We start from the raw sequence: 20488 nt of genomic DNA, 5'->3' as shown, positions 1-20488 counted from the left end.
CGTGAGTGGAAATCCAGTACGGATCGTAATGATCGAAGACGATGCCGGGCACGCTCGCCTGATCGAGCGGAATATTCGCCGCGCCGGCGTAAATAATGAGATCATCCCCTTCGCCAATGGGACGGATGCGCTGGCTTTCCTTTTCGGGCCTGATGGCAGTGGCGAAATCAGCATCGGCCGGCATCTGCTGGTTCTACTTGATCTGAACCTGCCGGATATGACGGGGGTAAGCATCCTTGAAAAGATCAAGGCCAACGAACATACCCGCCGCATTCCCGTAGTCGTCCTGACGACGACCGACGACGAGCGCGAAATTCAACGCTGCTACGATCTTGGCGCCAACGTCTACATCACCAAGCCCGTCGACTACGACAACTTCTCCAATGCCATTCGTCAGCTCGGGCTGTTCTTCGCCGTGATCCAGGTCCCGGAAACTCAGTGACGATGTCACGCGCCAGGGTCCTGTACATCGACGATGATCCCGGCATCGCCCGGCTAGTTCAAAAAACGCTCGAAGCGCATAGCTTCGAAGTCATTATCGCGCCCTCGGGCACGCAAGGCTTGGAGCTTCTACAAAGCAGCCGCTTCGACATCGTCGCGCTGGATCACCATCTGCCGGGACAGACGGGCCTCGATATTCTTCGCAGCATCCGTGCGCTCCCCGAAGCGCCGCCAGTCGTTTATGTGACCGGGTCGGAAGACAGTCACATCGCCGTCACGGCCATGAAGTCAGGCGCCGTGGATTACGTCTGGAAGGATGTCCAGGGCCATTTCCGCGAACTCCTGGCAAAGGCCATCGCTACGGCGCTGGAGCAGGAGCGCCTCCGCCGGGAAAAGGAAGCCGCCGACAACGAAGTGCGGCTGGCGCGCGACCGGGCCGAAATGCTCTTGAAAGAGGTCAATCACCGCGTTGCCAATTCGCTCGCGATCGTGGCCGGCCTTGTCGGGCTTCAGCGCAATTCCATTCGCGATGACTCGGCCCGGGAACTGCTCGCCCGCGTCCAAGCTCGGATCATTGCCATCGCAAGCGTTCACCGCCGGCTGTATACCTCGCCAGATGTCCGTAACGTCGATGTCCACGATTACCTCGATGGCTTGGTTGAAGAACTCAAAGCCACGATGACGGATGAGGGTAGAAACCATCCCATCCGCCTCGATTGCGCGAAGGTCCTTATCCCCACCGACAAGGCAGTCTCCCTGGGCATCATAACGACGGAACTCGTCACCAATGCCTATAAGTACGCCTACCCCGAGGATCGCGTGGGCGAGATCCGCGTCATCCTGAAGATTGACGATGGGAAGGGCTTGCTTGCCGTCGAAGACGACGGCGTTGGCGTGAACGCTCAGGAACCGGCAGGCGGTACGGGCTTGGGTTCCAAGGTCATTGCTTCCATGGCGATGAACCTCGGCGGCGAACTCAAGCTCTCCGCCGCAGGGCAGGGCACCCGCGCGACACTCGCATTTCCGCTGTGAAGTTGTCTTCGCTTTAGCCGATCATGGCTGACAGCACGCGCTCAACATCCTCGAAAACGTATGGCTTCGAGATCATCGGGCGCTGCTTGAAACCTTCAGGCAGGGCATCTGCGCCGCGCCCAGTCGCGAATGCGAAGGGAATGCCTGCCTTCGTGAGCGTTTCTGCAATGGGCGTGCTCTCTTCGCGGCCAAGCGCGCAATCGAGGATCGCGCACGCCGGACGTTCACCATTCAAGAGCGACAGAGCCTGTGCCACGGTGCCCGCAGGACCGATGGTCTCATGCCCTATCTCTTCGATGTACATTGCCAGCAACTCTGCGATCAGAGCTTCGTCTTCAACGATTAGAATTCGCGCCAAAACGTTCTGCTCTCATTCGCCCGCTCGGGGGCTGTCTTCGACAGGAATGCAGGAGCCCGGCTCACTTATCGTTGTCCGTTTTCACTGCGCGCAGCCGCTTGGCGTCTTGAAGATCGACCAAGTTTTTCCGGTTTAAACTTTCGCTGCGTTCGAGCAACAACTTTTGCATCGCGCGATCGAGTTCGGCCGTCTGATACGGCTTTTGCAGCGTCGTGAACTGGCCTTGAGCCTCTTCAACGCGCTTGTTGGAGCCGCTTGCGAGCAGCACAGGAAGAGAAGGCCAAGTCCGGCGGACGAGCTTAGCGAATTCCAGCCCATCGATGTCGCCGGGCATCATGATGTCGCTGAAGACGAGATCAAACGACTCCTGTTCGAGAATGCGCATCGCCGCGTCCGCACTGCTGGCGAGCCGGATCGTATAGCCAAGCTGCATGACGAGCGCGGCCGTGACCTCGGTGACGTCGGGATTGTCTTCAACAATGAGGATCCGCGCGTGCTTGCGCTCGCCCGGCTGATCCTTCGGGGCGGCGCCCGTCTGAGGTTCTTCTCCCGCGCGCGGCAGGATCATCGTCACGCGCGTGCCCTTTCCGACTTCGCTGTCGATCGTGACCGTGCCGCCCGATTGATGCGCGAAGCCGTAGACTTGTGAAAGGCCGAGCCCGGTGCCCTTGCCCGTCGCCTTGGTCGTGAAGAACGGATCGAAGACTTTGCTGAGGACGTCCTTGGGAATGCCGGCGCCGGTGTCGGAGACGCTGAGCGCCACGAAGTCTCCCTCAAGCCCTTCTTCGTTGTCCTCGCGGGTGAGCGTAACGTTGTCGGCCGTTATGGTGATGGTACCGCCTCCTTGCAGCGCGTCGCGCGCATTGAGGACCAGGTTCATCAGGGCGAGTTCGAGTTCATTGGGGTCCGACATGATGAGCCACGTGTCGGGAAGCACGCCGCCGATAAGTCGCGTATTGACCGGCAACGAGGTCGACAGCATGGCCTGCAGACCAGGCAATCGTTCATCGAGTGATACGGGCTGCGGCTCGAGCCTCTGCATGCGCGAGAAGCCGAGGAGCTGCCGGGTCAATGAGGCGCCGCGTTGAACGGTTGCCTCGATGCTCGCAAGGGCTTTGCTTCCACGCGGATCCGTGACCTGGGACTTGAGAATGCGCGCTTGGCCGCCGACGATCGTCAGCAAATTGTTGAAGTCATGGGCGATGCCGCCCGTGAGCTGACCCAACGCCTCCATCTTTTGTGCGTGGGCGAGCTGCTGCTGAGCACGCTGAAGCGCGATCTGGGCTTCGCGCCGCTCGCTGATATCGCGAGTGATCTTGGCAAAGCCGACGAGGTGCCCGTTCTCGTCCCGTATGGCGTCCAGGACGACGTTGGCCCAGAAGCGCGTGCCGTCTTTGCGTACGCGCCAGCCTTCGCCTTCAAACCGGCCTTCGTGCGCGGCCGTGTAGAGTGCCCGGGCGGGGCCGCCCGCGAGCCGGTCTTCCTCGGTATAAAATCGCGAGAAGTGGCTGCCGATAACCTCTTCGGACCGATAGCCCTTGATTTTTGCCGCGCCCGAGTTCCAGCTGACGACAACGCCGTTGGGATCGAGCATGAAAAGCGCGTAGTCGATGACGGCGGAAACGAGCATGCGAAACTGCCGCTCGCTTTCGCGCAACGCTTCCTGAGCGCTTCGCCTCTCCGTTATGTCGCGCGTGACCTTCGCAAAGCCAACGAGTTCCCCCGTTTCGTTGCGGATGGGCTCGATGACAACGGATGCCCAGAAGCGACCGCCGTCCTTGCGCAACCGCCAGCCTTCGGTTTCGAACTTGCCTTCACGCCGCGCCGTCTCCAGAGCGATGGCCGGCAGACCGCGCGAGCGGTCCTCTTTCGTGTAGAACCTGCTGAAGTGGCTGCCGACGACCTCGTCGGCGCTGAAGCCTTTGATGCGCGCGGCGCCGGCGTTCCAGTTGGTAATGACGCCGCTCGGGTCGAGCATGTAGATGGCATAGTCGACGACGCTGTCGACCAGAAGACGAAAGCGCCGTTCGCTCTCGATCAGCGCAAGCTGCCCCTCGTGCCGGTCGGTTATATCGCGCGTGACCTTGCCGAACCCGATAATCGTGCCCGTCTCGTCCTTGATAGCTTCAATGATCGAGTGGGCCCAGAAACGTCCGCCATCTTTGCGAATGCGCCACCCTTCGGCCTCATAGCGTCCAGCGTCGCGGGCGATCGAAATGGTCTTCTGCGGAAGCCCCTGACGCTGGTCTTCCTCGGTAAAAAAACGGGAGAAGTGCTGGCCGATGATCTCGGAGGCGCCATAGCCCTTTATGCGTTCAGCCCCAGCGTTCCAAGTGGAGATGAACCCATCCGGATCAACCATATAAATGGCGTAATCGCTGAGCCCCTGAACCAGAAGTTCGAATTGTTGGCTCCGATCGAAATGTCGAGCTTTGGCGATTTCAGAGGGGGACATCGGCGAACACGACTTCCGCAAATTACGTGGTTGAAGGCAGGGCTTGCGCGACGGCACAAAGATACCATACTCTCGCATGGGCCGGAATGCATCTCACTGCGTCAAGCTGCACGAGTGATATGAGTAATGAGCCTAATGATCTCATGATCGAGTGGCGGATTTTTCACTGATGACTGGCCTGCGAGCCTGGTATCGTTTTTCGACATTCGATGATCCGGAACGCTTACCACCCGGATCCAATAGCTCTCCGTCCGATCTTTCACCGCAGCCAGACCTTCCATATAGGGTCGAGCTGTGGGATTCGACCAAGTCGGTGGTCGAACTCGTGCTGGCGACGACGGTCAGCAGCAGCATTGGATTTGCCGCCTATCACGCCGCCACCCTCGAATACCCTGAAAGCTATATTGTATTAAGGCATCAAGATGCGGTCTTGTCCCGGTGGAACGCGCCCGGCCATTGATCGAGCCCCGAATTGGCCAAGTGATATAACGCCTTTGCTCGGAATAAGTTTCACTCGGGATTGTAAATTTTATTGCCGAATTGGCGGGGGGCCTCGATATTGCATCGCGGGACGGCTCAGACGCGGTAAGGACCGGTCAGAGGGAACTCAAATCGGTCGGCGGAATTAGCTGCGCGCAGGTGAGAGAAGGAGATCTCCAATCGAACGGGCGCCTGCAGAAAAGGGCGAGGTCCTGGCACAGCGTTCGGTACTCGTCGTGGAGGATGAAGTTCTCATTCGGCTGCATTTGGCCGAGGAACTGCGCGATGCCGGGTATACCGTTTGCGAAGCCGCGGACGCTCACGAAGCCATGACGTTGTTGTCGAGCCTCGACCGGGTCAGGCTCATGCTGACCGACATTCGTATGCCGGGCGGACTAGATGGCATGGATCTGGCGCGCTGGGTGCGCGCAAAATTCCCTGAAATAAAAATTGTTCTGATCTCGGCTGAATACATTCCCGAGACCTCCGCCGGATTCGACGCCGGCTTCACGAAGCCCGTCCGCATCGATGATCTTTTGCGTTGCGTGCGCCGCCTTCTGCCGCAAGCGGAACTTGGCAATTAGCCAAATCGTTGATGCTTGGTGAGCAAACCAAGGACCATAACCCAAGGCCGCCCGACGGTCCTCATCGCCGAAGACGCCGTGCTCGTGCGTATGGCGATCGCTGCGTACCTTCGTGATTGCGGCTATCGCGTCGTCGAAGCGGCGAGCAGCGACGAAGCACTACTCGTACTGCAGCACTCCGCGCAGCCGATCGACGTTCTGTTTTGTGGCGTTCACGTGACGGGTGCGCTCGATGCCTTCACGCTTAGTCAGTGGACACGCAAAAACCGGCCGCAAATAAAAGTCATCCTGGCAGGCGCTCCAAAAAGCGCCGCGGCCGCTGCTGGAAAACTTTGCGAAGAAGGACCTCATCTGGCAAAGCCATATGAGCCGCACGTGGTCGAAGACTACATTCGCAGGCTGCTGGCCCTCCAGAGCATCGAAGGCTCCAGCTGACCCCTCAACGAGCCGCGCAAATGAGTGTTCAAGCGGCTGCGATCGAAAGATTTTTCTGCGCGGCCTGAGAACCCCCTACCTTTAGGACCGAACTAGGGTATGCATCCAAGGGCAGCGGTTCATCTGTAAAGCAGCGCGTAACCGGTACGTTGCATTCCGCCGGCGGCCACAAAGAGCTACCGGGACAAGCCCTACTTAGCCGGCGGCGGCAGCGATCCGCGCGTTCGGTCATGGAAGGCTTGCCCCGCAAGCCTGCGTGGCAATGCCTTCAGAACAAAAACATAACCTTACTCGGGGTAAGCAGACATGAACTTTTTGGTCGACTACCTGATGGCAATCGACGTGCTCGCGATTCTTGCATGTGTGGCACTCGTCATCGCCGCTTTTGTCCGCCGTGAAAATATCTGGCTTGGCATCCTTGCGGTCGTGGTCATTATCTGGGCCGCAGCCCGGCTCCCGGGCTTGATCTAGAAGATCGGCCCTCCCAAATCGCCGGAAGCATCCGATTGCAGCTCACTGCAATCGGAATTCTGCTGGTCCTGCGACCGAAGCTCGTTGGCAGGTACGAAGGGGTCTCTATTGCGCATTAAGGTGAGGGCCGAAGGCCGCCTCTTGCGACCCACTGTTGACTTGCCATTGCCATCGAAATCTCCGAGGTATCCTGCGCATACGAGGCATCTTCGAACCGCCTCGGAGAGGATATCCGCTTGGACTTGATCAACACTCGCATCGCCAAGGAACTGAACGTTCAGACGGCTCAGGTCACCGCGGCCGTTGACCTTCTCAAGGAAGGCGCGACCGTGCCGTTCATCGCCCGCTACCGCAAAGAGAAAACGGGCGGGCTCGACGATACGCAGCTGCGCAAGCTCGAAGAGCGGCTGGGATATTTGACCGAACTCGAAGCGCGCCGCGCGGCAGTACTGAAGAGCATCAACGAGCAAGGCAAGCTGACGCCTGAGATCGAACGCGCGATCGGCGCCGCAGACACGAAGGTCGAACTCGAGGACCTCTACGCGCCGTTCAAGCCGAAGCGGCGAACGAAAGCCCAGATCGCGCGCGAAGCCGGCCTGGAGCCGCTGGCCGACGTTCTCCTCGCCAATCCCACACTCGATCCGCAGAAGGAAGCCGAGAAGTACATCGCGGCCGACAAGGGTGTAAGCGATTCCAAGGCAGCCCTCGAAGGCGCGCGCTCGATCCTCATCGAACGGATGGGCGAAAACGCGAAACTTGTCGGCGACTTGCGCCAGTGGCTATGGGCAACGGGGCTCATCATCTCGAAAGTGCTGAAAGGCAAACAGACCGAAGGCGCGAAATTCTCCGATTATTTTGATTTCCGTCAGCCGGTGCGCCAGATCCCATCGCATCGCGCACTGGCGCTGCTGCGCGGAAGAAATGAAGGGTTCCTCGATCTCGACCTCGACGTCGAAGTGGATCCGAGCCGGCCGCATCCTGCGGAAGGTAAGATTATGGCGGCCTTCAACATCGCCGATCGCGGCCGCCTCGCCGACAAGTGGCTCATAGATACCGTCAAGCTCGCGTGGAAGACGAGGCTGCATACCTCTCTCGCCGCCGATCTTCTGACGCGCGTGAAGGAGGAGTCGGACAGCGCAGCGATCGGGGTGTTCAAGACCAATCTTAAAGACCTGCTGCTCGCGGCCCCCGCCGGTCCACGCGTCACCATGGGACTTGATCCGGGCATCCGCACCGGCGTGAAGGTGGCCGTCGTCGATCAAACCGGCAAGGTTCTGGATACGGCAACCGTCTACCCCCATGAGCCGCGGAATGACTGGAATGGAGCGCTGGCAACGCTGACAGCGCTATGCGTGAAGCATAAGGTCGACGTCATCGCGATCGGCAACGGCACGGCCAGTCGCGAAACCGATAAGCTCGCGGGCGACCTCATGAAGAAGATGCCCGACCTCAAGCTGACGAAAGTCATCGTCTCCGAGGCCGGCGCTTCGGTTTATTCCGCGTCCGAGATCGCAGCGAAGGAATTTCCCAATCTGGACGTCTCGCTGCGCGGGGCGGTGTCGATCGCCCGCCGCCTGCAAGATCCGCTGGCAGAACTCGTGAAGATCGAGCCGAAAGCCATCGGCGTCGGCCAATATCAGCACGACGTCAATCAGTCTGAGCTGGCCCGCTCGCTGGATGCCGTCGTCGAGGATTGCGTCAACTCGGTGGGCGTCGACGTCAATATGGCCTCAGTGCCGCTTTTGGCCCGCGTGGCAGGCCTCAACGCGACCATCGCAGCCAACATCGTTCTGCACCGGGATGAGAATGGCGCTTTCAAGAAGCGCACGGACATCAAGAAGGTCGCTCGCCTCGGGCCGAAGGCCTTTGAGCAGGCAGCGGGGTTTTTGCGGATCGCGAACGGCCCGAATCCGCTCGATGCATCAGCCGTTCATCCTGAAGCTTATGAAGTCGTTGAACGCATCGCCAAGCAGATGAAGCGGCCGGTAAAGGCGATGATCGGTGATAGCGCGTTCTTGAAGTCGATCAACCCGAAGGAGTTCGCCGACGAACGCTTCGGCACGCCGACGGTGATCGACATTCTGGCCGAGCTAGAAAAGCCTGGCCGAGATCCGCGCCCAGAGTTCAAGACGGCGGAATTCAAGGAAGGCGTCGAAAAGATCTCCGATCTGCGCCCTGGCATGATGCTCGAGGGCGTCGTCACGAACGTGACGGCGTTTGGTGCATTCGTCGATATCGGCGTGCATCAGGACGGCCTTGTGCACGTGTCCGAGCTAGCCGACAAATTCGTCAAAGATCCCCGCGAGATCGTGAAGGCCGGAGACGTCGTCAAGGTGCGGGTGAAGGACGTTGACGTTGAACGCAAGCGCATCGCGCTGACGATGAAATCCGGTCCAATCGAAAATCACGCGCCAACGCGGGAGCGCGGCCCAGATGTTCGCCGCCCGAATATGCAAGCGTCACGGCCGAAGGCCGAAGAAGGAGAGTCTGCCCTTGCTGCAGCGCTCCGCCGCGCGCGCGAGGCCGGGAAGAACTGAGCAGTCGGATCTCAGCAGGCTCTCAATTCTCGTGCCGTAGGGGTGTCGCTAAAGCGATCGACGATCGAGCGTGGAACGCCCGGCGATTGGAAGCCGTCGTAGTCGCCGCCGTACTTGCGGCCATGCTGATCGAAGGCGGCCCAGAGCTTATCGCCAATGTAAAGGCCGACGGTATCCTGAGCTGCGTTCCATCTCACCGACACGTCGGACGCTTGGATACCGGCGTCCCCTGAGTTCACGCGTATAGCCGCGCGCGCTTGCTGTCCCCGCTCTTGCGTCAAATCGAAGAGGTAGAAGTAGCCGCCGCTGCTATTGCATTCGAAAATCCCGACGAGATCACCCGCAGTTCGTGCAGCACTATCGAAAATTTCAGTTGCCATAGTGCGAACCTCTTGAAGCATGGATTTGACGTCAGATGCCGGTGACTTTCTGGGCGTGCGTAAGGAGGGCCTCGAGTTCAGAAATGCGCATACGTTGCGCGCGGTCTTTCTCGAAGCGGCGCGTGTCATCGCGAATGATCGAAGCGATGGCTGTCACCGCGCCGTCGGCCGAATGGAGAAGCGAGACCGTGAATGCGATCGAGAATTGGCGGCCGGCCTTGTCGATTGCAGGAACCTGCAGAACATCGGCGCCATACCGCGTAACGCCTGTCGCCATGGTTTTGCGGTAGCCGTCCCAGTGCCGCGCGCGCAGCTTCTCGGGAATAATGAGGTCGAGCGATTGGCCGAGCGCTTCGGCTTCCGTGTAGCCGAACATGCGCTCCGCAGCCCTGTTCCATAAAATTATAGAACCGTGTACGTCACAGACGACAACGGCGTCGCCTGCGCGTGATATCAGTTCCTGCAGATCAACCATCGGTTCCATGTTGGTCTCCGCGCCTACGAGAGAAAGGGCGACGTCCTTTCGGACGTCGCAAGTGGGCTCTCGAAGGATGGTCGAGGTAGTGTACTTATACGGCGTTCGCAGCGTGGAGCTGTTGGATCCGGTCTTTCGTGTAGCCGAGTTCGGTCAGCACCTCTTCGGTATGTTCGCCGAGGAGAGGTGAGCCCTTGATCTCGATCTTCATGTCCGAGAACTTGATCGGGCTGCCGACCGTCAGATACTTGCCGCGAACCTTGTGATCGACTTCCGCGATCGTGCCGCTGGCACGCAGCGACGGATCTTCGGCAAGCTCCTTCATCGACAGAACCGGCGCGCAAGGAATGTCGTACTTGCGGAGAATGTCGACGGCTTCGAACTTTGTCTTGTCCGAGAGCCAAGCCTCGATCGTCTCGAAGATCTCGACGATGTGCGGCTGACGAGCGAGCGCCGTCATATAGTTCGGGTCCGTCTTCCACTCGGGCTTTCCAATGGCGTCGCAGATCGGCGCCCAGGCATGGCCCTGGATCGTGAAGTAGATGTAGGCGTTGGGGTCGGTCTGCCAGCCCTTGCACTTCAGGACCCAGCCCGGCTGACCGCCGCCGCCGGCATTGCCGCCGCGGGGAACCACGTCACCGAACGACCCGTGCGGATACTGCGGGTATTCTTCCAGATAGCCGACGCGGTCGAGGCGCTGTTGGTCGCGCAACTTGACGCGGCAGAGGTTCAGCACACTGTCCTGCATGGATGCTGCAACCTTCTGACCTTTGCCCGTCTTATCGCGCTGGCGAAGCGCCGTCAGAATGCCGATTGCGAGATGCATGCCGGTGTTGCTGTCGCCGAGTGCCGCGGCGCTGATCGTCGGCGGACCATCCCAGAAGCCGGTCGTCGAAGCTGCGCCGCCCGCGCACTGCGCGACGTTCTCGTAAACTTTGAGATCGTCGTAGTGGTGGCCGTCGGAGAAGCCCTTGACCGAGGCGAGGATCATCTTCGGATTAAGTTCGAGAATTCGCTCCCAGCTGAAGCCCATGCGATCAAGTGCGCCAGGACCGAAGTTCTCCACCATCACGTCAGACGTGCGGATCAGCTTCTCCAGGACTTCTTTGCCTTCCGGCGTCTTGGTGTCGAGAGTCAGCGAACGCTTGTTGGAATTGAGCATCGTGAAGTAGAGCGCGTCCGCATCGGGAATATCGCGGAGCTGGCTGCGCGTGACATCGCCCGATCCCGGACGCTCGACTTTGATCACGTCGGCGCCGAACCATGCGAGGAGCTGCGTGCACGCAGGGCCTGCCTGCACGTGCGTGAAGTCAATGATCTTGATGCCTTCAAGGGCTTTCGTCATCGGTGCGTACCTCCTTGGTAGAAGCTTGTTGAAATGGGCCGGCTGATCCGGCTTATTTTTTCTTCAGGACGCTCTGCGGATTGAGATTGCCGATGCGTCCGCTCTCGGTGCCAGCGGCGGGATCGATCACGGCGTTGATGAGGGTCGGCTTGCCGCTGTTCAGCGCTTCATCGACGGCGCGCTTCAATTCGGCCGGCGTTTCGACGTTGACGCCAACGCCACCGAAAGCTTCCATCATCTTGTCGTAGCGAGAGCCTTTGACGAACACCGTCGTGCCAGGATCGCGGCCGGTCGGATCAGTATCGGTGCCGCGATAGATGCCGTCGTTGTTGAAGATGACGATGCAGACTGGAAGCTGGTACCGGCAAATCGTCTCCACCTCCATGCCGCAGAATCCGAAGGCACTGTCGCCTTCAACCGCAAGCACTGGCTTTCCGGTCTCGATCGCCGCCGCAATGGCGAAGCTCGTGCCGATGCCCATGATGCCCCAGGTGCCGACATCGAGACGCTTGCGCGGCTCATACATGTCGATGACACCGCGCGCGAGATCGAGCGTGTTGGCGCCTTCATTGACGAGGATGATGTCCGGCCGCTCCTTGACGACGGTGCGGAGTGCACCAAGCGCGCCATGGAAATCCATCGGCGACTTCGTGTTGGCGAGCCGCGGCGCCATCTTGGCGATGTTTTCTTCTTTCTTCGCCTTGATCGCGTTGGTCCATTCAGCCGGAGGCGCCTGCCATTTGCCGTCGATGCCTTCGAGCAGGGCTTTGACGCAGGAACCAATGTCGCCGACGAGCGGGGCAGCGATCTCGACGTTCGAATCCATCTCGCGCGGCTCGATGTCGATCTGAATGAACTTCTTCGGCGCGCTACCCCAGGTCTTGCCTTTGCCGTGCGACAAGAGCCAATTGAGACGCGCACCAATCAACATCACGACGTCGCTGTCCTTCAGCGCGGTCGAGCGTGCAGCGCCGGCGCACTGAGGATGCGTGTCCGGCAGTAGACCCTTGGCCATGCTCATCGGCAGGAACGGAATGCCGCTCTGTTCCACCAGCTCACGGATGGCTTCATCAGCCTGCGCATAGGCTGCGCCCTTGCCGAAAATGATGAGGGGCCGCTTCGCACTCTTCAGTACTTCGAGCGCGCGCTGGACGGCTTCCTTGCCGGGAATTTGGGCCGGCGCTGCGTCGATGACTTTGACGAGCGACTTCTGACCCGCGACGGCATCCATGGTCTGCGAAAAGAGCTTCGCTGGGAGATCGAGATAGACGCCGCCCGGACGGCCTGACACGGCCGCGCGGATCGCGCGGGCAACAGCGATTCCAATGTCGGCTGCGTGCAGCACGCGGAACGCCGCCTTGCAGAGCGGCTTGGCGATGGCGAGCTGATCCATCTCCTCGTAGTCGCCCTGCTGCAGATCGACGATCTCACGCTCGGAGGAGCCGGAGATGAGGATCATCGGGAAGCAGTTGGTCGTGGCGTTGGCCAGAGCCGTGAGGCCATTGAGGAAGCCAGGAGCCGACACTGTGAGGCAGATGCCCGGCTTCTTCGTCAAATAGCCGGCGATTGCCGCGGCGTTACCGGCGTTTTGCTCGTGCCGGAACGAGATGACACGCAACCCCTCAGCCTGCGCCATGCGGCCGAGATCCGTGATCGGAATGCCGGGGACGCCATAGATTGTCTCGATGCCGTTGAGCTTGAGCGCGTCGATGACCAGATGAAATCCATCCGTCAGCTCAAGCTCGGCTGCTGCGGCGGACTTCTCGGCGGCGGGCGCCTTGGGGCCAATACCGAGCGGATAGGAAGCCGGAATGAAGGTCGGGGCGGGACCACCGGCGGCGGGCTTCGCAATGCCAAGAGGATACGAGGGCGCCGGAAAAACGGTGGAAGGCACCGCTGAGAGCGGGGCCGGGGGGGATCGTTCCGCATTTTCGGAAACGGGCCTGCTTGAAACCGTCTTCGCAATAATATTCACGCCTATCCTCCCTGTTTTTGGACGCGCTCTTCAACGGCTCGCTGCTTAAACTGCAGCATGTCGCCGCACATCCTTAGTATTTGGCATACGATATACCAGATGCATGCGACAAGCAAGCACGCATCGCTCTTTTTGGGGGAAAATTGCACCGGGATCGAAGTTCGAGCTTGATCGTCTGCGCGCGGTTAGCGGTGACGAAGAGGCCAGCAAACGCATCGCGGCCCATGGAAGGAATCGGTCAGCGAAATAGCCGCCGGGGCTTTATCGCTTTGAATGGAAGCGCCGGATGAATTAGGCGCCAAAACAGTAGAGGCGCGAACGTCAGACGCCGCGCCCCTTAAGGATCAATCGAAGCGCCAGTGCACTCAGTCGAAAATGCCTTCGCTGTGCTCTTCGACGTAGGCAGCAAGACCCAACGTGTGGTCGCGCGCCAGCTTCTCTGCAAGCTCGGTCTCACGCCTTTCGAGCGCTTCGATGATCTTAAGATGATCCTCGATGGACCGAGCAGCGCGGTGGTCGCGGCCGATCGTAATCTGCCGGATTCCGCGCACGTGAAGCAGCAGGTTCTCCGTCATTTCGACCAGCAAGGAAGACCCGGTCAGCTCGATAATCGTCTGGTGGAAGCGAATATTGGCCGTGGAATATTCGCTGAGGAAGTCTTCAGGCTTATGCGTGGCATTGAACTCTCTGAAGAGCAATCGCAGCCGCGCGATTTCATCATCGCTCGCCCGCTGTGTTACGAGGCGCGCTGCCATGCCTTCCAGCGCCGCCCAAACTTGAATCATTTCAATGACTTCGCGTTTGGTCTTCTTGACGACCATGATCCCGCGGCGCGGCACCGATTTTACAAAGCCTTGCTGCTCGAGCATGAGAATGGCTTCGCGGACCGGGGTGCGGCTGACGCCGAGCTGTTCCGACAGCTGGCGCTCGTCGATCCACGCCTGCTCGGGCGAGCTGTAGATGTCCATTTCGATGATGGCGCTTTTGATCGCCCTGTAAGCCTTGGCCTTGAAGGTTTCTTCTTGCGCAAAGGGCTTGAGAACAAGATCTGGCGTCAATGATTGAGATACAGGCCAGCTTGCTTGAGCTTGGGCTTTATCAGCCACGGTGTTTTTCTCCCGAACCGACGCGAAATTCTTGTGGCATACTATAGCCCAACAAAGGGTCTTTACCCAATTACTTAGCACGATCCCGTAGCGGCTGAGTACCGCACGTCCAAAACCGGAATACCAAGCCACGTTGGGGCCCGGCTCGCGACCCAGCTTTATAATCACCGAGCCTATAAAAAAGAAGGAAAGCCCTTCGGCTCTCCTTCTCGCAGTCTCTCTGACGGGAACGTCAGATAGGTGTCACCCCCGAAGACCCGGGAGTTCGAGCGTTAGAAGTTGATCTTCATGCCGCCGATGACCTGCTGCAGGGCCGAGAGGTCGGTCTCCGTGCCAGCGGGACCGACCCGAACTTCGCCATCGGCGTGCTGATAGACGAGGTAGAGGGTTGCTTCCGCCGCCTCGAGGTTCTGCGCCGCGCCGATCGCCCAGGTGTTGATCTCGGCACCCTGCGTGCGGACGGTACCCGTACCCGTCACGTTCGAGCCCGCATCATCCCGGCGGTATTCGCCGAAGAAGTTGGTCTTGCCGAGCGGGAACCACTTCTTCTCGACACCAGCCTGCACGAACCAGGTCTGCGAGTCCTTATCCTCGATGACCGCGTCGATCGCCGGATCCTTCGAGCCATCCTTCTGGTCGCCGTAGCCGGCGAAGACGAAGAGACCCGTCGGCGTGTGCTGCAGGAAGGCCGAAACACCCCACCACTCGCAGTCCATCGCGTTGTCGGGCGTGCCCGTCGAGCCGTGGCACGGCGTTGAGAAACCATCGGACGACTGGCCGTAGCCGGCACGCGCGTTCAGGTTGAAGTCGCCGAGCTCGCCCTTATAGATGACGGCCATGTCCCACAGGTCGTCCTCACCCCAGGCCGCAGCGACGCTGAAGCCGCCGAAGGTCGGCGTGTCGTAGCGCACGATGTTGCGGCGGCCGCTATCGCCGGGCGTCGAATTGAAGAAGCCGCGCAGCGCGTCGCTCCACTTGAGCGTGCCGATGCGGTCGCCCGAGGAGTCACGCAGGAAGAACGGCCGGGCGTAAATCGCCGAGGCTTCGCCATCGTAGAAGTTACGCGTCATGGTCGTGTCGGCGTCGTCGAGCAAATGGTAGGTCGCCGTGCCGTCCTGGCCGACCGTCACCTTGCCGAAGGTCTTGCTCTTCAAGAACCAGCTGCTCTTGCGGACGGAGACGCTGTTGGGCGTGCTGCCGTCCGGCGTGTCCTGGTCCCAGCTGTTGGCGCTGGCGCCGTAGATGCCGAATTCGAGCACGTAGCCGGCCGACACGTCGGGCGTCACCTTGGCTTCGCCGACGAAGCGCACGCGGCTCTGCTCGACGGGGTTGGTGCCGACGTAAACGTTCGACTCCGCACCGTCGTCAAACCACATGACGCTTTCGTTGACCCAGCCCGAAACGGTCAGGCTGACCTTGCGATTGCCTTTGCGCGCCGTCGTAGCCTCAAGTTCGGCCACCCGCTCTTCAAGATCGGCGCAGCAATCGCCGCCGAGATCCGCTGCAGCTGCCGGCATGGCCCACGTGCTGGCCAAGAGCGCCGCCGCCCAGAGCCGCCAACCGCGGCCCATTCCATTCACGATTTTCATATGATTAAGACCCCCGTCTATTCAGATGAAATTAATGCATCTTCCCCGCGTGAGCTGGTGCTTGCGAAGTTGCTTTGTCTGGTTGTCGGTGCCGGCCGCACTGTTTGTGCGTCCCCGATTGCCGGCCGAAAAAAATTGAAAGGGATGGCGGCATTGCCGCCATCCCTGTTTCCGTAACCGGATTACGCCATTGCCTGTGCTTCGGGCAATGCGTTGCGGCGGACGACGCCCGCGCGCCAGGGCTTCAACACCGCGATTGCGAGGATCGAGGCTCCGACGTTTGCGCCGGCGGCGATGATCAGAACCAAGTCCCACGATCCCGTCTGCTGCTGGAGCGTGTTGGCGAAGGGAACGATCAACGCGGCTGTACCCTTAGCCGTGTAAAGCAGGCCAGCATTGGTCGCTGCGTACTTGGTGCCGAAGGTGTCGGTGCACGTCGACGGGAAAAGACTGTAGATCTCACCCCAGGCGAAGAACACGCAACCGCTCAGGATCACGAACCAGATCGGATCGTGGCCCCACAGGTAGAGCAGGTAAATGCCCAAGCCTTCCAACGCGAAGCAGATGCACATCGTGTTTTCACGACCGATATGGTCCGAAACCCAGCCGAAGAACGGGCGGGTCAGGCCATTGAGAATGCGATCGATCGTTGCTGCGAACGTGATCACCGTCATGGTCAGCCCGAACATCGTCACCGGGATGCTGTCGATACCCCAGTCAGCCGCGATGGGCTTGAGGTTCGCCGTAGCCATAAGACCGCCGGCGCCAACGACAACGAACATCAGATACATGAGCCAGAAGATGGGCTGACGTAGCACTTCCGTCGGAGCGTAGTTTCGCTTCGTCTGGATGATGTTTGCGTTGACCGTTTGCGGTGTCTGACCGGCCTTCGGACCGACCATCATCAGAGCGAAGATGACCACGATCAGGCCTTGCCCGATTCCGAAGTAGTAGAAGGCAGACTGGAAGCCGTGCTCGCCGATCATCCACTGGATGGGGGCGACCGTGAGAGCTGCGCCAGCACCGAAACCTGCAGCTGTGATACCTGCCGCAAGACCGCGTTTGTCTGGGAACCATTTGAGGGCGTTGCCGACGCAGGTGCCGTACACACCGCCGGCGCCGATGCCCGCTATGACCTGGCCGAGGTAAAATTCGCCCAGAGTGGTCGCGTATGAGTTTATGACCCAACCAACGCCGCAAAGAATGCCGCTGAAAACGACGACCCGGCGCGGGCCGTATTTGTCAACGAACCAGGCTTCTACGGGCACAAGCCAAGTTTCAAACAACACGAAAAGCGTGAAGGCCCATTGGATCGCTGATCGATCCCACCCGAATTTCTGTTGGATGTCTGGGACAAAGAAGGTCCAACCGTACTGAAGGTTAGCAATCATAACCATACAGATGACACCGACGGTTAGCTGCCACCAGCGATAACCGTCGGACACCTTCTGCGGGGCCATTTCTCCTGGAGTTCCTGCCATTTACTTCCCCCTTGTTTCTGCTGATGGGAGTAGTCGAGGGTTTCGTCCGCAACAAGTTCGTCAACATTGTCACAGCGGCAGTCTGGTATATTGAATGCCAGAACGCAAGACACTATTGTCGCAGTCGCGGAGATTAGGCCCTTGGAATGGCACAACACGAAACGCTCGTCGAGGGATCCCAGACGAGGCAAAGTGTTCATCGGTATAGATTTTTCGAGAAGCCTGGGCGGGAGCGCCAACCCTTAAAAAATTTTTATTTGGCGATATTCCAGCCTTATTTCGCCCCCGGGGAGGCAAGTCTGCATACCGGGCCAATTATTCAAGCCTCAGTAAGCACTTGCTCTCCATCAACACGTAAAGAGTGGCTCGGAGTTAGGTGAGGTTGGGAACTCCTCTCAGAGGCCGAACGGCTCAACCGAGCCATTCCGGCGGTCGATTTCAGCCGTCTGAGCCAAGAAGCTCGAGATCCAAGCCCACACCCGGGTGGCAATGGACCGCTCGCCAGCGGTGCGCAGGACTGTCGCAGTCATGATTAATCTCCTTCCTGATGTCACTGAAGCGGCTGTCAAAACCGGCTTCGTCATGGTCTGGTATATAGCATGCCATATACCGCGTTTGTAGGGCTTTGCTGCATTGCGGCATTGCAGGATTTGCATGAGAGCGAGCTTTAGCAGCGCGCGAATGGTATATCTCGTCGCGCTTCGTATTGACGCTGTGGTATTCAGTATGCCAGACTAAAACTAGGCGGGGATCGGCGCTTTAAAGGATCCGGTCGCACCTGCCAGGGCTCCAACAAAACAACAACAGGAGCGAGTTCAGATGGGCAAGGCGCTCGACGGCGTACGCGTTCTCGACTTCACACACGTGCAATCGGGTCCGGCATGTACCCAGTTATTGGCTTGGTTCGGAGCCGACGTCATCAAGGTGGAAAAACCAGGCGTCGGCGACGTAACGCGGACGCAGCTACGCGACGTGCCGAATGCGGACAGCCTCTATTTCACGATGCTGAACCACAATAAGCGGTCCATCACGCTCGATACGAAAAACGCCACGGGCAAGGCGGTGCTCGAAGACCTCATCAAAGCTTGCGATGTCCTCGTCGAGAACTTCGCGCCCGGTGCCCTTGATAGGATGGGTTTCTCCTGGGCGCGTATTCAAGAGCTCAACCCACGCATGATCGTGGCATCGATCAAAGGCTTCGGTCCGGGCCCGTACCAGGACTGTAAGGTCTATGAGAATGTCGCTCAGTGTGTGGGAGGTGCCGCCTCTACAACCGGATTCGATGATGGTCCTCCGCTCATCACGGGAGCGCAGATCGGCGACAGCGGTACGGGCCTGCATCTTGCGCTCGGCATCGTCACCGCCCTCTACCAGCGCACGGTCACCGGGCGCGGGCAGCGAGTCGATGCCGCCATGCAGGATGGCGTGCTGAATCTCTGCCGCGTGAAGCTGCGCGACCAGCAGCGCCTGGAGCGCGGTCCGCTTACCGAATATCCGCAATATCCAGGTGGCGCATTTGGAGACACCGTTCCGCGCGCAGGAAACGCGTCGGGTGGCGGTCAGCCCGGATGGATTCTCAAATGCAAGAATTGGGAGTCCGATCCCAACGCTTACATCTACTTCATTACGCAAGCGCCGGTCTGGGCCGACATCTGCAAAGTAATCGGCAAAGAAGAGTGGATCACCGATCCAGATTACGCGACGCCTGCCGCGCGCCTGCCGCGTCTGAAAAGCATATTCGCAACGATCGAGGAGTGGACTTCGAGTAAGACGAAGTACGAGGCCATGGAGATACTCAACAAGTATCACATTCCATGCGGGCCGATCCTCTCGATGAAAGAAATCGCCGAAGAGCCCTCGCTTCGCCGCACGGGCACTATCGTAGAGGTCGATCATCCCGTTCGGGGCAAGTATCTCTCGGTTGGCAATCCGATCAAGCTCTCCGAAAGTCCAACCGTCGTCGAGCGCTCGCCGCTTCTCGGTGAGCACACCGCAGAAATTCTGCGCGAGGTTCTGCAACTCGACGAGGATCACATTCAAGAAATCGAGGCAAGCGGCGCTCTAGGCGATCAGGTTCCAATCGCAGCCGAGTGATTACCCGCAATGCTTCGGCGGCGAAGGTGCTTCCTCCGTGCTTTCGCCGCTTTTTTTCGAACGCATGATCTAGTAGTAAAAGGAAAAAACCAAACAGGAGGAGTGCATGAAGCTCCACGAGTTCCAGACGAAGCAGCTGTTGTCGGATTTCGGCTTGAAGTCCCCGCAGTGGGGCGTCGCCATCACACCCGACCAAGCAGAAGAGGTAGCCACAGGACTCGGCACTCCAAGCTTCGTTGTGAAAGCTCAGGTCGACGGCTTCCGCCGGAAACTATCGGATGCCTATCTCGTCTATTCCCCCGCCGAGGTGAAAAAGGCGGCAGGCGACCTGCTCCAGCGCAAAATTTCCGACTACGGCGGCCTGAAGACGCAATCGATCAAGCGCGTCATGGTCGAAGCAGCCGTCATCGCAGAGCGCGGAATTTCTTTGTCGCTGTTCGTGGATCCCGCAGTGCGGGGCATCGTGATGTCTGCGCAAAACTGCGATGCAGCGGGCAACGTAGCCGCGTTCGGCCAGGCTGGCGTGCAGCAATTGACCCTCGGCACGGGGCACACCTTCCCGGAGTACGACGTGATGCTGTTTGCAGCGCGTCTCGCTATTCCAGACAATGCCCGCAACGCCTTTTCGACGTTGACGCACGGCCTGATGCGCGCCTTCGTCGAGCTTGATGCCAGCCGCATCGAGATCGATCCGTTGGCGATCATGCCGGAAGGTGAGCTGCTTGCGCTAAGCGCGGTGTTGACCGTCGATGACAACGCAATGTTCCGCCACCCGTCACTCTTTGCGCTCCGCGCAGATGACGAGCTCGAGATCAACGCGCAAAGCTACCGTCTGAACTACGTCAGCCTCGATGGTGACATCGGCGTTGCTGCCAACGGCGCCGGGCTCGGTCTCGCCACCGTCGACATGATACGCGCAGCCAAAGGCCGGCCGGCGAACTTCATGGACATCCGCACGAGCGCGACGAGCGTGGACATTGCCCGTGGTTTCGCAATGATCCTCGACAACCCGAAGGTTCGTTCTCTTCTCATCAATGTCCACGGAGGCGGCATGCAGCCTTGCGATAAGGTCGTCGAAGGCCTTGGCATCGCTATGCGCCGCACCGGCCGCTCGCTGCCGACAGTGGTCCGGCTGGCCGGTAACAATGCTCATGCCGCGAGAGCACGTCTGGAAGATTTTGGTTGCCGCATCATCGACTGCGCGGACATGCGGTCCGCCGCCGAGCACGCCGTAGCCGAAGCACGCTAGG

General features: G+C 59.6%; 19 protein-coding genes. 9 read left to right on the top strand and 10 right to left on the bottom strand.

Translation table 11 applies throughout. The features are described from left to right. Positions 1-28 precede the first annotated feature (28 nt). Together VFG26_RS13730 and VFG26_RS13725 are read left to right on the top strand one after the other, a co-directional pair. Positions 29-442, top strand: coding sequence for a response regulator (locus VFG26_RS13730; RefSeq protein WP_325026487.1), 414 nt, complete (start codon positions 29-31; stop codon positions 440-442). Positions 443-444: 2 nt separating this feature from the next. Continuing rightward, positions 445-1473 carry a response regulator gene (locus tag VFG26_RS13725; RefSeq protein WP_325026249.1) on the top strand — a complete coding sequence of 343 codons (1029 nt, stop codon included), beginning with the start codon at positions 445-447 and terminating at the stop codon, positions 1471-1473. A gap of 13 nt (positions 1474-1486) precedes the next feature. Here the strand turns inward: VFG26_RS13725 and VFG26_RS13720 are convergent, their stop codons facing one another. Together VFG26_RS13720 and VFG26_RS13715 are read right to left on the bottom strand one after the other, a co-directional pair. Beyond that, on the bottom strand, positions 1487-1831 hold the full coding sequence (locus tag VFG26_RS13720) for a response regulator (RefSeq protein ID WP_325026247.1): 345 nt from the start codon (positions 1829-1831) through the stop codon (positions 1487-1489). A 61-nt stretch (positions 1832-1892) separates the two neighbouring features. Beyond that, positions 1893-4286: a PAS domain S-box protein gene (locus tag VFG26_RS13715; protein ID WP_325026245.1), complete on the bottom strand. Its 2394-nt coding sequence runs from the start codon at positions 4284-4286 to the stop codon at positions 1893-1895. A gap of 169 nt (positions 4287-4455) precedes the next feature. Here VFG26_RS13715 and VFG26_RS13710 point away from each other — a divergent pair, with 169 nt between their 5' ends. The 5 genes from VFG26_RS13710 to VFG26_RS13690 all read left to right on the top strand — a co-directional run bounded on the left by VFG26_RS13710 (position 4456) and on the right by VFG26_RS13690 (position 8793). Further along, the gene (locus tag VFG26_RS13710; RefSeq protein WP_325026243.1) at positions 4456-4746 is read left to right on the top strand and encodes a hypothetical protein; all 291 of its coding nucleotides are present in this window, start codon (positions 4456-4458) and stop codon (positions 4744-4746) included. A 256-nt stretch (positions 4747-5002) separates the two neighbouring features. After that, on the top strand, positions 5003-5350 hold the full coding sequence (locus VFG26_RS13705) for a response regulator (RefSeq protein ID WP_325026242.1): 348 nt from the start codon (positions 5003-5005) through the stop codon (positions 5348-5350). 18 nt (positions 5351-5368) lie between these two features. Next, positions 5369-5785 carry a response regulator gene (locus VFG26_RS13700; RefSeq protein WP_325026240.1) on the top strand — a complete coding sequence of 139 codons (417 nt, stop codon included), beginning with the start codon at positions 5369-5371 and terminating at the stop codon, positions 5783-5785. A gap of 306 nt (positions 5786-6091) precedes the next feature. Next, positions 6092-6256: a hypothetical protein gene (locus tag VFG26_RS13695; RefSeq protein WP_325026238.1), complete on the top strand. Its 165-nt coding sequence runs from the start codon at positions 6092-6094 to the stop codon at positions 6254-6256. 236 nt (positions 6257-6492) lie between these two features. Further along, positions 6493-8793 carry a Tex family protein gene (locus VFG26_RS13690; RefSeq protein WP_325026236.1) on the top strand — a complete coding sequence of 767 codons (2301 nt, stop codon included), beginning with the start codon at positions 6493-6495 and terminating at the stop codon, positions 8791-8793. 11 nt (positions 8794-8804) lie between these two features. On the opposite strand, the gene VFG26_RS13685 is transcribed toward VFG26_RS13690, so the two are convergent. The 8 genes from VFG26_RS13685 to VFG26_RS13650 all read right to left on the bottom strand — a co-directional run bounded on the left by VFG26_RS13685 (position 8805) and on the right by VFG26_RS13650 (position 17674). Continuing rightward, complete coding sequence (locus VFG26_RS13685; protein WP_325026234.1) at positions 8805-9173, bottom strand: hypothetical protein; 369 nt, start codon at positions 9171-9173, stop codon at positions 8805-8807. A 31-nt stretch (positions 9174-9204) separates the two neighbouring features. Beyond that, complete coding sequence (locus VFG26_RS13680) at positions 9205-9657, bottom strand: PAS domain S-box protein (protein WP_325026232.1); 453 nt, start codon at positions 9655-9657, stop codon at positions 9205-9207. Between the two features lie 85 nt (positions 9658-9742). Then, positions 9743-10993: a formyl-CoA transferase gene (gene frc / locus VFG26_RS13675; RefSeq protein ID WP_325026230.1), complete on the bottom strand. Its 1251-nt coding sequence runs from the start codon at positions 10991-10993 to the stop codon at positions 9743-9745. 52 nt (positions 10994-11045) lie between these two features. Further along, entirely contained in the window at positions 11046-12782 is a 1737-nt protein-coding gene (oxc, locus tag VFG26_RS13670) for an oxalyl-CoA decarboxylase (RefSeq protein ID WP_325026485.1), read from the bottom strand. 551 nt (positions 12783-13333) lie between these two features. Beyond that, positions 13334-14074 (bottom strand): GntR family transcriptional regulator, encoded by a 741-nt coding sequence (locus VFG26_RS13665; RefSeq protein ID WP_325026228.1) that lies wholly within the window; start codon positions 14072-14074, stop codon positions 13334-13336. Positions 14075-14346: 272 nt separating this feature from the next. After that, on the bottom strand, positions 14347-15663 hold the full coding sequence (locus VFG26_RS13660) for a porin (RefSeq protein WP_325026226.1): 1317 nt from the start codon (positions 15661-15663) through the stop codon (positions 14347-14349). 182 nt (positions 15664-15845) lie between these two features. Continuing rightward, entirely contained in the window at positions 15846-17144 is a 1299-nt protein-coding gene (oxlT, locus tag VFG26_RS13655) for an oxalate/formate MFS antiporter (protein ID WP_325026224.1), read from the bottom strand. A gap of 395 nt (positions 17145-17539) precedes the next feature. Next, complete coding sequence (locus VFG26_RS13650; protein WP_325026222.1) at positions 17540-17674, bottom strand: hypothetical protein; 135 nt, start codon at positions 17672-17674, stop codon at positions 17540-17542. Positions 17675-17963: 289 nt separating this feature from the next. Between VFG26_RS13650 and frc (VFG26_RS13645) the strand changes: the two genes are divergently transcribed. Together frc (VFG26_RS13645) and VFG26_RS13640 are read left to right on the top strand one after the other, a co-directional pair. Further along, positions 17964-19238, top strand: a complete 1275-nt coding sequence (frc, locus tag VFG26_RS13645) for a formyl-CoA transferase (protein ID WP_325026221.1) — start codon at positions 17964-17966, stop codon at positions 19236-19238. A 106-nt stretch (positions 19239-19344) separates the two neighbouring features. Then, positions 19345-20487: an ATP-grasp domain-containing protein gene (locus VFG26_RS13640; RefSeq protein WP_325026219.1), complete on the top strand. Its 1143-nt coding sequence runs from the start codon at positions 19345-19347 to the stop codon at positions 20485-20487. The last annotated feature ends 1 nt before the right edge of the window (position 20488 follow it).

Origin of the sequence: Hyphomicrobium sp. (assembly GCF_035687085.1) — a bacterium.
GTDB lineage: Bacteria > Pseudomonadota > Alphaproteobacteria > Rhizobiales > Hyphomicrobiaceae > Hyphomicrobium_B.
Note: the sequence above shows the minus strand (reverse complement) of the source record. Positions and strands in the feature narration are given on the sequence as shown.

Bases quoted from the DNA above. Each gene is read 5' to 3' on its own strand.
- VFG26_RS13730 (WP_325026487.1), top strand. From the start codon at position 29: ATGATCGAAGACGATGCCGGGCACGCTCGCCTGATCGAGCGGAATATT.
- oxlT (WP_325026224.1), bottom strand. From the start codon at position 17,144: ATGGCAGGAACTCCAGGAGAAATGGCCCCGCAGAAGGTGTCCGACGGT.
- VFG26_RS13715 (WP_325026245.1), bottom strand. From the start codon at position 4,286: ATGTCCCCCTCTGAAATCGCCAAAGCTCGACATTTCGATCGGAGCCAA.
- VFG26_RS13680 (WP_325026232.1), bottom strand. From the start codon at position 9,657: ATGGAACCGATGGTTGATCTGCAGGAACTGATATCACGCGCAGGCGAC.
- VFG26_RS13660 (WP_325026226.1), bottom strand. From the start codon at position 15,663: ATGAAAATCGTGAATGGAATGGGCCGCGGTTGGCGGCTCTGGGCGGCG.
- VFG26_RS13725 (WP_325026249.1), top strand. From the start codon at position 445: ATGTCACGCGCCAGGGTCCTGTACATCGACGATGATCCCGGCATCGCC.
- VFG26_RS13710 (WP_325026243.1), top strand. From the start codon at position 4,456: ATGACTGGCCTGCGAGCCTGGTATCGTTTTTCGACATTCGATGATCCG.
- VFG26_RS13685 (WP_325026234.1), bottom strand. From the start codon at position 9,173: ATGGCAACTGAAATTTTCGATAGTGCTGCACGAACTGCGGGTGATCTC.
- frc (WP_325026221.1), top strand. From the start codon at position 17,964: ATGGGCAAGGCGCTCGACGGCGTACGCGTTCTCGACTTCACACACGTG.
- VFG26_RS13640 (WP_325026219.1), top strand. From the start codon at position 19,345: ATGAAGCTCCACGAGTTCCAGACGAAGCAGCTGTTGTCGGATTTCGGC.
- VFG26_RS13650 (WP_325026222.1), bottom strand. From the start codon at position 17,674: ATGACTGCGACAGTCCTGCGCACCGCTGGCGAGCGGTCCATTGCCACC.
- frc (WP_325026230.1), bottom strand. From the start codon at position 10,993: ATGACGAAAGCCCTTGAAGGCATCAAGATCATTGACTTCACGCACGTG.
- VFG26_RS13695 (WP_325026238.1), top strand. From the start codon at position 6,092: ATGAACTTTTTGGTCGACTACCTGATGGCAATCGACGTGCTCGCGATT.